Genomic DNA, 14,134 nt, shown 5'->3' on the forward strand with positions numbered 1-14,134 from the left:
TTGCGGGCTCGTTTTGACACGGAGTTCGTGATGTACCGTAATTTCTCTTTTGCCGCAGCGTTGTTGGCGATGATGCTCTCAGGGCAGGTGCTGGCTACAGGCATCAACAGTTTTTCTCAGGCCAAAACCGCCGGGGTAAAAGTCAATGCCGATGTTCCTGGCGATTTCTACTGCGGGTGTAAAATTAACTGGCAGGGTAAAAAAGGCGTCGTGGATCTCGCCTCCTGCGGCTATAAAGTCCGAAAAAATGAAAACCGCGCCAGCCGCATTGAATGGGAACACGTCGTACCCGCCTGGCAGTTCGGCCACCAGCGTCAGTGCTGGCAGGACGGCGGGCGAAAAAACTGTGCGAAAGATCCTGTCTACCGCAAGATGGAGAGCGACATGCACAATCTGCAACCCGCCGTCGGCGAGGTGAATGGCGATCGCGGCAACTTCATGTACAGCCAGTGGAATGGCGGCGAAGGTCAGTACGGCCAGTGCGCCATGAAGGTCAATTTCAAGGAAAAAATCGCCGAACCGCCTGCTCGCGCCCGTGGTGCAATCGCCCGTACCTACTTTTATATGCGCGATCAGTACAATCTGACGCTCTCCCGTCAGCAAACGCAGCTTTTCAACGCCTGGAACAAGCTGTATCCGGTCACGGACTGGGAGTGCGAGCGCGACGAACGCATCGCCAGGGTACAAGGGAACCACAATCCATACGTGCAACGCGCTTGCCAGGCGCAAAAGAGCTAACCTACACTAGCGGGAATATTTTTAACCCTGCCCCACGCGATCAGATGGCGTGGGGAGATGACGCGGATTTTTCTATTATGCGCATTCCCCGCATTTATCACCCTGAACCCATCACATCCGGCAGCCAGTTCTCCCTGTGTGAAGACGCCGCCAACCATATCGGACGCGTGTTGCGTATGGGGCCAGGCCAGGCGCTCCAGCTGTTTGACGGCAGCAATCAGGTGTTTGACGCCGAGATAACCAACGCCAGCAAAAAAAGCGTCGATGTAAAAGTGCTCAGCGGCACCCTCGACGATCGTGAATCCCCGCTGCATATTCACCTCGGCCAGGTGATGTCGCGCGGCGAAAAAATGGAATTCACTATCCAGAAATCGATCGAACTGGGTGTAAGCCTCATTACGCCACTTTTTTCTGAGCGCTGCGGCGTTAAACTGGACAGCGAACGTCTGAACAAGAAGCGCCAGCAGTGGCAAAAAATCGCTATCGCCGCCTGCGAACAGTGCGGTCGTAACCGGGTGCCGGAAATTCGCCCGGCAATGGATCTGGAAGCCTGGTGCGCCGAGCAGGACGAGGGGCTGAAACTGAACCTTCACCCGCGCGCCAGCGCCAGTATCAACACCCTGCCGCTCCCCGTGGAACGCGTGCGCCTGTTGATTGGCCCGGAAGGCGGTTTGTCGGCAGATGAAATCGCCATGACCGCCCGCTACCAGTTTACTGATATCCTGTTAGGACCTCGCGTTCTGCGTACTGAGACAACTGCGCTCACCGCCATTACCGCGCTACAGGTGCGTTTTGGCGATCTGGGCTAACGGAGAAGAACAATGATCAAGCTCGGCATCGTGATGGACCCCATCGCAAGCATCAACATCAAGAAAGATTCCAGCTTCGCTATGCTGCTGGAAGCACAACGTCGTGGCTACGAACTTCATTACATGGAGATGGCCGATCTGTATTTGATCAACGGTGAGGCTCGCGCCCGCACGCGTACCCTAAGCGTAGAGCAGAACTATGACAACTGGTATACGTTCAACGACGAGCAGGATCTGCCGCTGGCCGATCTGGACGTCATCCTGATGCGTAAAGATCCGCCGTTCGATACCGAATTTATCTACGCCACTTATATTCTGGAGCGCGCGGAAGAGAAAGGCGCGCTGATCGTCAATAAGCCCCAGAGCCTGCGCGACTGCAACGAAAAACTGTTCACCGCCTGGTTCTCCGACCTGACGCCGGAAACGCTGGTCACGCGCAACAAAGCGCAACTGAAAGCCTTCTGGCAGAAGCACAGCGACATCATTCTCAAGCCGCTGGACGGCATGGGCGGCGCGTCTATCTTCCGCGTGAAGGAAGGCGACCCCAACCTCGGCGTAATCGCCGAAACGCTGACCGAGCATGGCACCCGCTATTGCATGGCGCAGAACTACCTGCCTGCCATTAAAGACGGCGACAAACGCGTGCTGGTTGTTGACGGCGAACCCGTTCCGTACTGCCTGGCGCGGATTCCGCAGGGCGGCGAGACCCGTGGCAACCTGGCGGCCGGTGGTCGCGGCGAACCGCGCCCGCTTACCGACAGCGACTGGGAAATCGCCCGCCGCATTGGCCCAACCCTGAAAGCGAAAGGGCTGATTTTTGTGGGTCTGGATATCATCGGCGATCGTCTTACCGAAATTAACGTCACCAGCCCAACCTGTATTCGTGAAATTGAAGCGGAGTTCCCGGTTTCGATTACCGGAATGCTGATGGATGCCATTGAGGCGCGTTTGCAGAAGTAAATTAGTTACCGGATGACGACGCCTTCGCGTCTTATCCGGCCTGGAATTTCACCCCACAGGCCGGATAAGACGAAGCTGCCATCCGGCAAAGCTATTTTCAGAGGGTGACATCTTCGCACTTTCCTCACATACTGGACGCTGTTGCTTTTTTGAACCCGGATACAGAACCTCTGACAATGAATTTACAGCATCACTTTCTTATTGCCATGCCTGCTCTCCAGGACCCAATTTTCCGCCGCTCCGTGGTGTACATTTGCGAACACAATGAAGATGGCGCAATGGGGATTATCATTAATAAACCTCTGGAAAATCTACAGATTGAAGGGATTCTGGAAAAACTGAAGATTACGCCTGAACCGCGCGATCCGGCAATTCGTCTGGATAAAGCCGTAATGCTCGGCGGGCCGCTGGCGGAAGATCGGGGATTTATTTTACATACTCCGCCCTCCCGCTTTTCGTCCAGTATTCGTATTTCTGACAATACGGTGATCACCACATCCCGCGACGTGCTGGAGACGTTAGGCACACCGGAGCAACCCTCTGAGGTGCTGGTGGCGCTGGGTTATTCATCATGGGATAAAGGTCAACTGGAGCAAGAGCTGATGGATAATGCCTGGCTCACGGCCCCTGCCGATCTCAATATTCTGTTCAAAACGCCGATTGCCGACCGCTGGCGCGACGCGGCCAAATTAATCGGAATTGATATTCTGACCATGCCTGGTGTGGCGGGGCATGCCTGATGAGCGGAACCTTACTCGCATTTGATTTCGGCACCAAAAGTATCGGCGTAGCGATAGGACAGCGCATCACCGGCACCGCCCGCGCGCTGCCAGCGATAAAAGCGCAGGACGGAACGCCAGACTGGAACATTATCGAGCGTTTGCTGAAAGAGTGGCAGCCGGATGAAATTATTGTCGGGCTACCGCTCAATATGGATGGCACAGAGCAGCCCCTCACCGCTCGCGCCCGCAAGTTCGCCAACCGCATTCATGGCCGTTTTGGCGTACCGGTTACGCTGCATGACGAACGCCTGAGCACCGTAGAAGCGCGCTCTGGCCTGTTTGAACAGGGCGGTTATCGCGCACTCAACAAAGGCAAAGTGGATTCCGCCTCGGCCGTCATCATCCTCGAAAGCTATTTCGAGCAGGGTTACTGATACGAATTGCCTGATGGCGCGCAGCGTTAAGGCTGACAAATTAGCTTCCATATCAACGCCTGATGGCGCTTCGCTTATCAGGCCTACGGGCTACGGGCACGCTTGTAGGCCGGATAAGGCCATCGGCCGCCATCCGGCACAACCGTTCGCTAAAGCCTGCCCTGCGCCTGCCGCTGTTGCAGACTCTGGGCAAACGTCTGCATCCCCGCCTGTTGGCTGGTCTGAATAACGCCGGGCAACTGGTGAATCTTCCCCTCCCGAATAAGATTGCCAACCGCTGGCGTGTTGATGAGCAGTTCAAATAACGCCACGCGTCCGTCCTGCCTGTCGGTTTCCAGCTTCTGCGACAACACGGCGCGCAGGCTGCCCGCAAGTTGACTGCGTACCGGATCTTTCTCCTGCGCCGGAAAGGAGTCGACCAGCCGCTCTACCGCCTGTGCCGCGCCGCGCGTATGTAGCGTCGCCAGAACCAGATGCCCCGTTTCCGCCGCCGTCAGCGCCAGGCGAATGGTCTCACTGTCGCGCAGTTCGCCTAATAAAATCACATCCGGGTCTTCACGCAGTGCAGCGCGTAACCCGGCGGCAAAGGAGCGGCAGTGTACGCCAACCTCCCTCTGCTGAATCAGGCAGCGCTGGCTGGTATGGCGGTACTCAATAGGATCTTCCAGCGTCAGAATATGACCATCGAGATGCTGGTTGAGGTATTCCACCATTGCCGCCAGCGTGGTGGATTTCCCGCTTCCCGTCGCCCCGGTCACCAGAATCAGTCCGTTCTCGCCGCCAAGGAGCGCGGGTAGCGCGGCAGGCGTCTGGAGCGCGTCCAGTTGCGGGCACGTAGTGGGCAACAACCGCAGCGCCAGCGATGCGCCCTGCTCGTGATGAAAAGCGCTGGCGCGTAACCGCAGTTCGCCCGGCAGCGACACCGCAAAGTCGAGCTGACCATCCGCCTGCCACGCCCGGCGCTGCGCGTCGTTAAGCCATTGTGACAGCAAAACCTCGACATTCGGGCTGCTAAACGGGGCTATTTCCACTTTTCCCCGTTTACGCCAGCGTGCAGGCCATGCGTTGCACAGGTGTAGATCCGAGACGTTATGCTTTACACTAAGGGCCACTATTTCTTCCATATCCATACGAACATCCTCGGAAAATGAACGATATCGCGCATAACCTGGCACATGTCCGGGACAAAATCTCAGCCGCCGCGACGCGTTGCGGGCGGTCTTCAGAAGAAGTTACGCTGCTTGCAGTGAGTAAAACCAAGCCTGCGAGCGCCATCGCAGAAGCCATCGCGGTCGGGCAGCGGGCGTTTGGCGAAAACTATGTTCAGGAAGGGGTAGAGAAAATTCGCCACTTCAAAGAAAGCGGCGTCGAAGGGCTGCAATGGCACTTTATTGGCCCCTTGCAGTCCAACAAAAGTCGTCTGGTGGCAGAGCATTTTGACTGGTGCCATACGATCGATCGTCTGCGTATCGCCGCCCGCCTGAGCGAACAGCGCCCGGCAGGTCTGCCGCCGCTGAACGTGCTGATTCAAATTAATATCAGCGATGAGAACAGCAAGTCCGGGATTCCGCTTACGGAACTGGACGCTCTGGCGGCAAGCGTGGTTGAGCTTCCCGGTATCAGGCTGCGCGGACTGATGGCGATCCCCGCCCCTGAGTCAGATTATGTAAGGCAGTTTGAAGTTGCACGCCAAATGGCTGTAGCATTTGCCGGGCTGAAAACGCGCTATCCTGGCGTTGATACCCTTTCTCTGGGTATGTCGGATGATATGGACGCCGCAATTGCGGCAGGTAGCACGATGGTGCGCATCGGCACCGCTATTTTTGGTGCGCGTGATTACACAAAAAATTAAGGAAAACTGAGGAACGCCATGAAGACGTTGACCTTCCTGCTCTCAACGGTAATTGAACTGTATACCATGGTGCTATTGTTGCGCGTATGGATGCAGTGGGCTCGCTGTGATTTTTACAACCCTTTCTCACAGTTTGTGGTGAAAGCGACTCAACCCATTATCGGGCCGCTGCGTCGTATTATTCCGCCAATGGGGCCGATTGATAGCGCCTCCATGCTGTTGGCATTTATTCTGAGCTTTATCAAAGCGATAGTGCTTTTCATGGTCGTGACGTTCCAGCCGATTATCTGGATCGCCGCCATACTTATCGTCCTGAAAACCATCGGCCTGCTGATTTTCTGGGTACTGCTGGTGATGGCGATCATGAGCTGGGTGAGCCAGGGCCGAAGCCCGATTGAATACGTTCTGCTTCAACTGGCGGACCCTTTGCTGCGCCCGATTCGCCGTCTGCTCCCTTCGATGGGCGGCATCGACTTCTCGCCGATGATCCTGGTTCTGCTGCTGTATGTTATCAACATGGGCATCGCTGAAGTCTTACAGGCGACGGGCAATATGCTGCTGCCGGGGCTGTGGATGGCGCTATGAGTGCCGTTACCCCCTGCGCTGACGGTCTGATTTTACGGCTCTATATTCAGCCGAAAGCCAGCCGTGACAGTATTGTGGGTTTACATGGCGACGAAGTGAAAGTCGCCATTACCGCCCCGCCGGTTGATGGCCAGGCCAACAGCCATCTGGTGAAGTTTCTTGGCAAACAATTCCGCGTGGCGAAAAGCCAGGTCGTCATTGAAAAGGGCGAACTGGGCCGCCACAAACAGGTTAAAATCATTCATCCGCAACAGATCCCGCCAGAAATCGCGGCGTTAACTGATTAGGTATCCTATGCAAAAAGTTGTCCTCGCTACCGGCAATGCCGGTAAAGTGCGTGAGCTCGCCTCACTGTTGAGCGATTTTGGGCTTGATGTCATCGCGCAAACCGAACTGGGCGTTGATTCAGCCGAAGAGACCGGTCTGACGTTCATCGAAAATGCGATCCTGAAAGCACGTCATGCCGCAAAAGCTACCGGTCTGCCCGCCATTGCCGACGACTCCGGCCTGGCCGTTGATGCGCTGGGCGGCGCGCCGGGTATTTACTCCGCCCGTTATTCCGGCGAAGACGCCACCGACCAGCGTAATCTGGAAAAACTGCTGCATACCCTGCGGGAGGTGCCGGATGAGAAGCGCCAGGCGCGCTTCCACTGCGTGCTGGTCTACATGCGCCATGCAGAAGACCCGACGCCGCTGGTGTGCCACGGAAGCTGGCCAGGAATGATTACCCGCGAAGCGGCGGGCAATGGCGGTTTCGGCTATGACCCTATTTTCTTTGTTCCGTCGGAAGGTAAAACGGCAGCCGAGTTAACCCGTGAAGAAAAAAGCGCGATCTCCCACCGTGGGCAGGCGCTGAAGCTGCTGCTGGACGCCTTACGCAATGGTTAAGCTGCCGCCGCTGAGTCTTTATATTCACATCCCGTGGTGCGTGCAGAAATGCCCGTACTGCGATTTCAACTCGCATGCGCTGAAAGGCGAAGTGCCGCACGATGATTATGTTCAGCACCTGCTGAGCGATCTCGATACCAACGTGGCATATGCGCAGGGACGCGAAGTAAAGACCATTTTTATTGGCGGCGGTACGCCGAGCCTGCTCTCAGGCCCGGCAATGCAAACGCTGCTGGACGGCGTGCGGGCGCGCCTGCCGCTGGCGGCGGATGCAGAAATCACGATGGAGGCGAATCCGGGGACGGTAGAGGCCGACCGTTTCGTTGATTACCAACGCGCCGGGGTAAACCGTATCTCCATCGGCGTGCAGAGTTTTAGTGAACCGAAGCTAAAACGCCTCGGGCGCATTCACGGCCCGGAAGAGGCGAAGCGGGCAGCGAATCTGGCGAGCAGTCTGGGGCTGCGCAGCTTCAACCTGGACCTGATGCACGGCCTGCCGGATCAAACGCTGGAAGAGGCGCTGGGCGACCTGCGCCAGGCTATCGCGCTCAATCCGCCGCATCTGTCGTGGTATCAGTTGACTATCGAACCTAACACGCTGTTCGGCTCACGCCCGCCGGTATTGCCAGACGATGACGCACTGTGGGATATCTTCGAGCAAGGCCACCAGTTGCTGACGGCGGCAGGTTATCAGCAGTACGAAACCTCCGCGTATGCCAGGCCGGGTTATCAGTGTCAGCACAATCTGAACTACTGGCGCTTTGGCGATTATCTCGGAATTGGCTGCGGCGCGCACGGTAAAGTGACCTTCCCGGACGGGCGCATCCTGCGGACCACTAAAACGCGTCACCCGCGCGGTTATATGCAGGGGCGCTATCTGGAAAGCCAGCGTGATGTCGAACAGGCCGACAAGCCGTTTGAGTTCTTTATGAACCGTTTTCGGTTACTGGAAGCGGCTCCCCGGGCGGAGTTTACGCAGTATACCGGGCTTGCCGAAGCGGTAATTCGTGAGCAGCTCGACGAGGCCATCACCCAGGGGTATCTCACCGAATGCGAGCAGCACTGGCAGATTACCCAACACGGCAAGCTGTTTTTAAACTCCCTTCTGGAGCTGTTTCTGGCGGAGTGATGGCGGGTGAAAATGTAGGCCGGATAAGGCCTTGAGCCGCCATCCGGCAAATTGCCTGATGGCGCTGCGCTTATCAGGCCTACAGGGTTAGGGCGATAAGCGCAGCCACCTTCACCGATTAATACTGATTAAACATCGTCTGGATCTGTTGCGGATCTTTGGTTTGCGTCAGCGCCAGTTGCAACAGCACGCGCGCTTTTTGCGGGTTCAACGAACCGGAAGCGACAAACCCGTATTTCGCGTCATCGACTTCAGCATCCTGCGTGGTGGCGCCAGTCGGTACACGAGAAGAACGCACGACAACCGTGCCTTTATGCGCAGCAGTCGCCAGCGTATCGAAAACCGTTTTGTACAGGTTGCCGTTACCCACGCCCGCGCTCACAATCCCTTCGTACCCCGCATCCACCAGCGCTTTCGCCGGCAGATCGGACGCATTCGCGTAGTTATAAATAATCCCGACTTTCGGCAGCTCAGTCAGCTTAGAAACGTCAAACGGCGTGGAAGTGGTGTGCTTGCGCGCTGGCGTACGCTGATAATCGATTTTACCGTTGTGAATGTAGCCCAGCGGCCCGTAATTCACAGACTTGAAGGTGGCGACATCGGTGGTATTAGTCTTGGTGACGTCACGGCCGTCCAGCACAGTGTCGTTCATCACCACCAGTACGCCGCGATTCGCGGACGCTTTATCCGCCGCAGTGACCACGGCGTTATAGAGGTTGAACGGGCCGTCGGCGCTCATTGACGTGGACGGACGCATCGCCCCGACCAGCACTACCGGTTTATTACACTTGACGGTCAGGTCGAGGAAATAAGCCGTCTCTTCCATCGTATCGGTACCGTGGGTGATCACGAAGCCGTCGGTGTTATCGCAGTCGGTATTGATTTTCTTCGCCAGCGTTAACCAGACTTCATCGTTCATATCCTGCGAACCGATATTGACGACCTGCTCACCTTTTACAACTGCGATATCCTTTAACTGAGGCACCGCGTCCACCAGGCTTTCGACGCCAACTTTACCCGCCGTATAATTTGATTTTGTCGCGGAGTCACCGCCACCAGCAATGGTTCCCCCGGTCGCCAGAATAGTAACATTCGGCAAAGCCAGCGCCGCGCCGCTGCAACCCATTACCAGAGCGGCGAGTACCGTTTTCCTGAAAAACTCCATGTTATTTCTCCAGTTACGTGAATTTGACGCATTATCCCAATGTCGAAGATGAATAATGTGACGTCTTCCAATTAACCAGATAAATATCTTTTTACGTTTGTGGTTTTTAGAGATGGATATCAAAACGGCGGGGTATGACAACATAAAACGGCACAGCAGGCGCTGTGCCATAGACAAGAGTTTTATTTCAGGCTGCTCACCAGCGCTTTGCGGCTGTCTTCCAGCGTCACAACGCGACTGCACACATCTTTGCCGAACTGCTGGAAGTCTTTTTCCTGATTCTTCCATTCGTTCTGAATCGACGTTTGCAGACCGCCGAGGCTACCCAGCACGCCCTGCAACGGATTACCGCCGCCTTTGAGCACCGCTTTCGCGCCCATTTCGTTAATGCTGTCCTGCAAAATGCCGCCCATCGCCTGATTCACCAGCTGCTGGCCGTCGGCGCGCACCTGATCAATCGCCTTGTAGTGGAAGGTCAGGCCGTCAGTACGATGCTCAATGATGCGGTTCATCTGCTCTTTCAGTTGCGCATCAAGTTTGGTCAATCGACCACGCATATTGCTGCTTTCGCCCACTTCCTGCGCGATGATTTTATCCAGCGCCACGCGACCTTTCTCGACGCGGCTTCTGGCGCCCTCATCGATCCACGGCAGCGCGCTGCGCAATTCCGCCTGGTAATCTTTCGCCTGTTCGCGCTGCGCGGCGCTAAGGGTGTACTGTTTGCCGTTAAACATCACGTTGCCGTCCGGCGCGATCACCAGGTTGCCGTTTTCGCCTTTTACCTGAACCGTTTGCGGGCTGAGAATCACATCGTCACGCGGAGTGACGCTGCATTGATAATCTGCGTGTGCGGCCATCGCCGTCAACGAAAGAACTGCCGCCAGCAGCGTTTTGCGCATCATAACTTTCCCTCAAGACAAATCGGGCCAGCAAATGCTGGCCCCGTATGCTTTATTAGTCCCACCAAACGTCGAAAAGTTCGCTGGTGCGCACGTCTTCAAGTTTGTGTTCTTCCAGCCACTTACGCACAATCGCCTGATGTTCTTCGGTGCATTTGCCGATTTCCTGCATGCAGATCAGCCCTTCCCAGGACAGATAACCGCTGCCGTCAAACGCCAGTTTATTTGGCTCAATAACGTCATTGATAAAGTCATCGACAATTTTATCAACCTGCTCTTCAGAAGTGCCTTCCGGGAAACGCCATGCAACCGAAAACCCTAATTCCTGGAATTCGTCGATATGCATTTTTTTACGCAGACGACGACTACGGTTCTTTGCCATTATTTCACCCTCTCGAACATTAAGTCCCATACGCCGTGGCCAAGACGATGACCACGTTGTTCAAATTTGGTTACCGGGCGCGATTCCGGGCGCGGTACATAATCGTTACTCTCTGACAGGTTTTTATACCCGTCGATGGAGGACATCACTTCCAGCATATGCTCCGCATAGGCTTCCCAGTCGGTCGCCATATGGAACACACCGCCCAGCTTCAGTTTGCTTTTCACCAGTTCGGCAAACGGAACCTGAACGATACGGCGTTTATTATGACGCGCTTTATGCCACGGGTCAGGGAAAAAGAGCTGAACCATCGATAAAGAATTGTCAGGAATCATTTTATGCAGCACTTCAACCGCGTCATGACACATCACACGCAGGTTCCCGACGCCTTCTTCGTGCGCAGACGCCAGACATGCGCCAACGCCAGGCGAATGCACTTCAATACCGAGGAAATTTTGTTCCGGGCGGGCTTTCGCCATCGCGACCAGCGAGGCGCCCATACCAAAACCAATCTCAAGCGTAACCGGCGCGTCGCGGCCAAACAGCGTGGCGAAATCCACCGGTTCTTCGCTGAATTCAACGCCCATCACCGGCCAGTAGTTTTCCAGCGCGTGTTCCTGCCCTTTCGTCAGTCGCCCCTGGCGACGAACAAAGCTACGAATTCGGCGCAACGGGCGGCCGTTTTCATCAAATTCCGGTGAAATGACGTCGTTCTTCATAAAAGTTAAGTCTGCTTGTGATTGAGTTCCGAAAACGGGCATTATCCAAAGTTAGTTGCCGGATGCAAGTAAAGGAAGAGAGTGATCACAGGAAAGTTCCGGTTTACACCTCGTTGCCTCTGTGCTGCAATCTTGCCCCCAGCAATTTTAAAGCGGTGACCATGCAAGCGTCTCAATTTTCGGCTCAGGTTTTGGGCTGGTACGATAAATACGGGCGGAAAACCCTGCCCTGGCAAATTGACAAGACGCCCTACAAAGTATGGCTCTCGGAAGTGATGTTGCAACAGACGCAGGTTGCGACAGTTATCCCCTATTTCGAACGTTTTATGTCGCACTTTCCAACGGTGACGGATTTAGCCAACGCGCCGCTGGATGAGGTTCTGCATTTGTGGACGGGCCTCGGCTACTACGCCCGCGCGCGCAATCTGCATAAGGCGGCGCAACAGGTGGCGACGCTGCACGGCGGCCGGTTCCCGGAAACGTTCGACGAGGTCGCCGCCCTGCCCGGCGTAGGCCGCTCCACCGCCGGCGCGGTTCTCTCGCTCTCTTTGGATAAACATTTTCCGATTCTCGACGGCAATGTTAAACGCGTGCTGGCACGCTGCTATGCTGTCAGCGGCTGGCCGGGGAAAAAAGAGGTTGAGAAACGGCTGTGGGATCTGAGCGAGCAGGTTACGCCTGCCAACGGCGTGGCGCGTTTTAACCAGGCGATGATGGATTTAGGCGCTATGGTGTGTACGCGCTCCAGGCCGAAATGTTCGCTGTGCCCGCTCCAGAATGGCTGCGTTGCCGCCGCGAACGAGAGCTGGTCGCTGTACCCCGGCAAGAAGCCAAAACAGACGCTGCCGGAGCGTACAGGCTATTTTTTGCTGTTGCAGCATAATGACGACGTGTTTCTGGCGCAGCGTCCGCCGAGCGGCTTATGGGGCGGATTATACTGTTTTCCTCAGTTTGAGGATGAAGATGGCTTGCGTCAGTGGCTGGCGCAACGGCATATTCAGGCCGATAATCTCAGTCAACTTAATGCTTTTCGCCACACGTTTAGCCATTTCCACTTAGATATTGTGCCTATGTGGCTTCCCGTGTCTTCATTCACCGAGTGCATGGATGAAGGCAACGCGCTCTGGTATAACTTAGCGCAACCGCCGTCGGTCGGACTGGCGGCCCCCGTGGAGCGTTTGTTACAGCAGTTACGTACCGGCGCGCCGGTTTGAGCACCCCGGTCGATAAAGAGGATTTTTTATGAGCAGAACCATTTTTTGTACTTTCCTGCAACGTGAAGCGGAAGGCCAAGATTTTCAGCTGTACCCGGGCGAACTGGGGAAACGCATCTACAACGAGATCTCTAAAGAAGCGTGGGCGCAGTGGCAGCATAAGCAAACCATGCTGATCAACGAAAAGAAACTCAACATGATGAACGTCGAGCACCGCAAACTGCTGGAGCAGGAGATGATCAACTTCCTGTTTGAAGGGAAAGACGTGCATATTGAAGGCTATACGCCGGAAGAGAAAAAATAAGCATCTCTTGCTGGCAATCTCGTAGGCCGGATAAGGTGCTTGCACCGCCATCCGGCAAAACGATACAACAACAAACACAACACGCACTCCCGGAATGATGAAAAAATTTTTCGCGCTTGCTCTTGTTGCGCCGTTGCTCATCTCCTGCTCCAGTTCGACCAAAAAAGGCGATACCTATAACGAAGCCTGGGTCAAGGATACCAACGGTTTTGATATTCTGATGGGGCAGTTTGCCCATAACATTGAGAATCTGTGGGGGTTCAAGGAAGTGTTGATCGCGGGTCCGAAGGACTACGTGAAGTACACTGACCAGTATCAGACCCGCAGCCACATCAACTTTGACGACGGTACCATCACCGTCGAAACCATTGCCGGAACAGAGCCCGCCGCGCACCTGCGTCGCGCGATCATCAAGACGCTGTTAATGGGCGACGATCCCGGTTCGGTCGACCTCTACTCCGACGTCGATGATATTCAGATCTCCAGAGAGCCGTTCCTGTATGGTCAGGTGGTCGATAATACCGGGCAACCCATTCGCTGGGAGGGACGCGCAACCAACTTCGCTGACTATCTGCTGAAAACGCGTCTTAAGAGTCGCAGTAATGGTCTGCGCATCATCTACAGCGTGACGATCAATCTGGTGCCGAACCACCTGGATAAACGTGCGCATAAATATGTTGGCATGGTTCGCCAGGCCTCACGCAAATACGGCGTCGATGAGTCGCTGATTCTGGCGATTATGCAAACCGAGTCCTCTTTCAACCCGTATGCGGTCAGCCGTTCCGACGCGCTGGGGCTGATGCAGGTAGTACAGCACACCGCCGGGAAAGACGTATTCCGTTCACAGGGGAAATCGGGCACGCCAGGCCGCAGTTTCCTGTTCGATCCTGCCAGCAACATTGATACCGGCACCGCTTATCTGGCGATGCTCAACAATGTCTATTTAGGCGGCATTGATAATCCAACATCGCGTCGTTACGCGGTGATCACCGCCTATAACGGCGGTGCAGGCAGCGTGCTGCGCGTTTTCTCTAACGATAAGGTTCAGGCGGCAAACATTATCAACAGTATGTCTCCGGGCGATGTGTACCAGACATTAACCACGCGGCATCCTTCTGCGGAATCGCGTCGCTATCTGTATAAGGTCAATGCCACCCAGAAATCCTACCGTCGGAAGTAATCTCGTCGTTCCCGCCCCCGATCGCACTGGGGCGGGAAGGCCGAAAAGTGTTAACCCCATCACTCTTTTGCTTTGCAATTAGAAATTGTTTGCAAATATTTGTCACAGGTAACAAAAAATACCCTTTCCTCATTGATAGAATCACATCATATTG

The 14,134-nt window shown here is 55.3% G+C and carries 18 protein-coding genes; 13 read left to right on the top strand and 5 right to left on the bottom strand.

Annotated features, from left to right (window positions below; genetic code table 11):
* The first annotated feature begins 30 nt into the window (after positions 1–30).
* The 5 genes from endA to ruvX all read left to right on the top strand — a co-directional run bounded on the left by endA (position 31) and on the right by ruvX (position 3,663).
* Positions 31–738, top strand: a complete 708-nt coding sequence (endA, locus tag OGW17_RS18865; RefSeq protein ID WP_012135060.1) for a deoxyribonuclease I — start codon at positions 31–33, stop codon at positions 736–738.
* Positions 739–815: 77 nt separating this feature from the next.
* Entirely contained in the window at positions 816–1,547 is a 732-nt protein-coding gene (gene rsmE / locus OGW17_RS18870; protein WP_049010798.1) for a 16S rRNA (uracil(1498)-N(3))-methyltransferase, read from the top strand.
* A gap of 12 nt (positions 1,548–1,559) precedes the next feature.
* Positions 1,560–2,507: a glutathione synthase gene (gshB, locus tag OGW17_RS18875; RefSeq protein WP_012135062.1), complete on the top strand. Its 948-nt coding sequence runs from the start codon at positions 1,560–1,562 to the stop codon at positions 2,505–2,507.
* Between the two features lie 176 nt (positions 2,508–2,683).
* Positions 2,684–3,247, top strand: a complete 564-nt coding sequence (locus OGW17_RS18880; protein WP_012135063.1) for a YqgE/AlgH family protein — start codon at positions 2,684–2,686, stop codon at positions 3,245–3,247.
* Positions 3,247–3,663, top strand: coding sequence for a Holliday junction resolvase RuvX (gene ruvX / locus OGW17_RS18885; protein WP_071257864.1), 417 nt, complete (start codon positions 3,247–3,249; stop codon positions 3,661–3,663). Before OGW17_RS18880 ends, ruvX begins: the two co-directional genes overlap by 1 nt.
* A gap of 149 nt (positions 3,664–3,812) precedes the next feature.
* Here the strand turns inward: ruvX and OGW17_RS18890 are convergent, their stop codons facing one another.
* The gene (locus OGW17_RS18890) at positions 3,813–4,793 is read right to left on the bottom strand and encodes a type IV pilus twitching motility protein PilT (RefSeq protein ID WP_071257863.1); all 981 of its coding nucleotides are present in this window, start codon (positions 4,791–4,793) and stop codon (positions 3,813–3,815) included.
* Positions 4,794–4,810: 17 nt separating this feature from the next.
* On the opposite strand from OGW17_RS18890, the gene OGW17_RS18895 reads away from it, so the two are divergent.
* From OGW17_RS18895 to hemW, 5 genes are read left to right on the top strand one after another with little or no spacing between them, the layout of a single operon-like run.
* The gene (locus OGW17_RS18895) at positions 4,811–5,515 is read left to right on the top strand and encodes a YggS family pyridoxal phosphate-dependent enzyme (RefSeq protein ID WP_049010785.1); all 705 of its coding nucleotides are present in this window, start codon (positions 4,811–4,813) and stop codon (positions 5,513–5,515) included.
* Positions 5,516–5,533: 18 nt separating this feature from the next.
* Entirely contained in the window at positions 5,534–6,100 is a 567-nt protein-coding gene (locus OGW17_RS18900; protein WP_012135068.1) for a YggT family protein, read from the top strand.
* Complete coding sequence (gene yggU / locus OGW17_RS18905) at positions 6,097–6,387, top strand: DUF167 family protein YggU (protein WP_012135069.1); 291 nt, start codon at positions 6,097–6,099, stop codon at positions 6,385–6,387. The genes OGW17_RS18900 and yggU overlap by 4 nt, the downstream gene beginning before the upstream one ends.
* A gap of 7 nt (positions 6,388–6,394) precedes the next feature.
* Positions 6,395–6,988, top strand: a complete 594-nt coding sequence (locus OGW17_RS18910; RefSeq protein ID WP_012135070.1) for an XTP/dITP diphosphatase — start codon at positions 6,395–6,397, stop codon at positions 6,986–6,988.
* Positions 6,981–8,117 (top strand): radical SAM family heme chaperone HemW, encoded by a 1,137-nt coding sequence (hemW, locus tag OGW17_RS18915; protein WP_071257862.1) that lies wholly within the window; start codon positions 6,981–6,983, stop codon positions 8,115–8,117. Before OGW17_RS18910 ends, hemW begins: the two co-directional genes overlap by 8 nt.
* A 118-nt stretch (positions 8,118–8,235) precedes the next feature.
* On the opposite strand, the gene ansB is transcribed toward hemW, so the two are convergent.
* From ansB to trmB, 4 genes are all read right to left on the bottom strand, one after another.
* Entirely contained in the window at positions 8,236–9,282 is a 1,047-nt protein-coding gene (gene ansB, locus OGW17_RS18920) for an L-asparaginase 2 (RefSeq protein ID WP_049010789.1), read from the bottom strand.
* Positions 9,283–9,464: 182 nt separating this feature from the next.
* Positions 9,465–10,184: a YggN family protein gene (locus tag OGW17_RS18925; RefSeq protein WP_012135073.1), complete on the bottom strand. Its 720-nt coding sequence runs from the start codon at positions 10,182–10,184 to the stop codon at positions 9,465–9,467.
* A 52-nt stretch (positions 10,185–10,236) separates the two neighbouring features.
* A complete protein-coding gene (locus OGW17_RS18930; protein WP_012135074.1) occupies positions 10,237–10,563 on the bottom strand; it encodes a YggL family protein in 327 nt (108 codons plus the stop codon).
* Positions 10,563–11,282, bottom strand: coding sequence for a tRNA (guanosine(46)-N7)-methyltransferase TrmB (gene trmB / locus OGW17_RS18935; protein ID WP_024130937.1), 720 nt, complete (start codon positions 11,280–11,282; stop codon positions 10,563–10,565). The genes OGW17_RS18930 and trmB overlap by 1 nt, the downstream gene beginning before the upstream one ends.
* Positions 11,283–11,443: 161 nt before the next feature.
* Here trmB and mutY point away from each other — a divergent pair, with 161 nt between their 5' ends.
* The 3 genes from mutY (at position 11,444) to mltC (ending at position 13,980) form a co-directional block, all read left to right on the top strand.
* A complete protein-coding gene (gene mutY / locus OGW17_RS18940; RefSeq protein WP_071257998.1) occupies positions 11,444–12,496 on the top strand; it encodes an A/G-specific adenine glycosylase in 1,053 nt (350 codons plus the stop codon).
* A gap of 28 nt (positions 12,497–12,524) precedes the next feature.
* A complete protein-coding gene (locus OGW17_RS18945; protein WP_012135077.1) occupies positions 12,525–12,800 on the top strand; it encodes an oxidative damage protection protein in 276 nt (91 codons plus the stop codon).
* 97 nt (positions 12,801–12,897) lie between these two features.
* Entirely contained in the window at positions 12,898–13,980 is a 1,083-nt protein-coding gene (gene mltC / locus OGW17_RS18950) for a membrane-bound lytic murein transglycosylase MltC (RefSeq protein WP_065422798.1), read from the top strand.
* Positions 13,981–14,134 lie beyond the last annotated feature (154 nt).

The organism is Citrobacter sp. CK181 (assembly GCF_030333595.1).
GTDB classification, from domain to species: Bacteria; Pseudomonadota; Gammaproteobacteria; order Enterobacterales; family Enterobacteriaceae; genus Citrobacter_B; species Citrobacter_B koseri.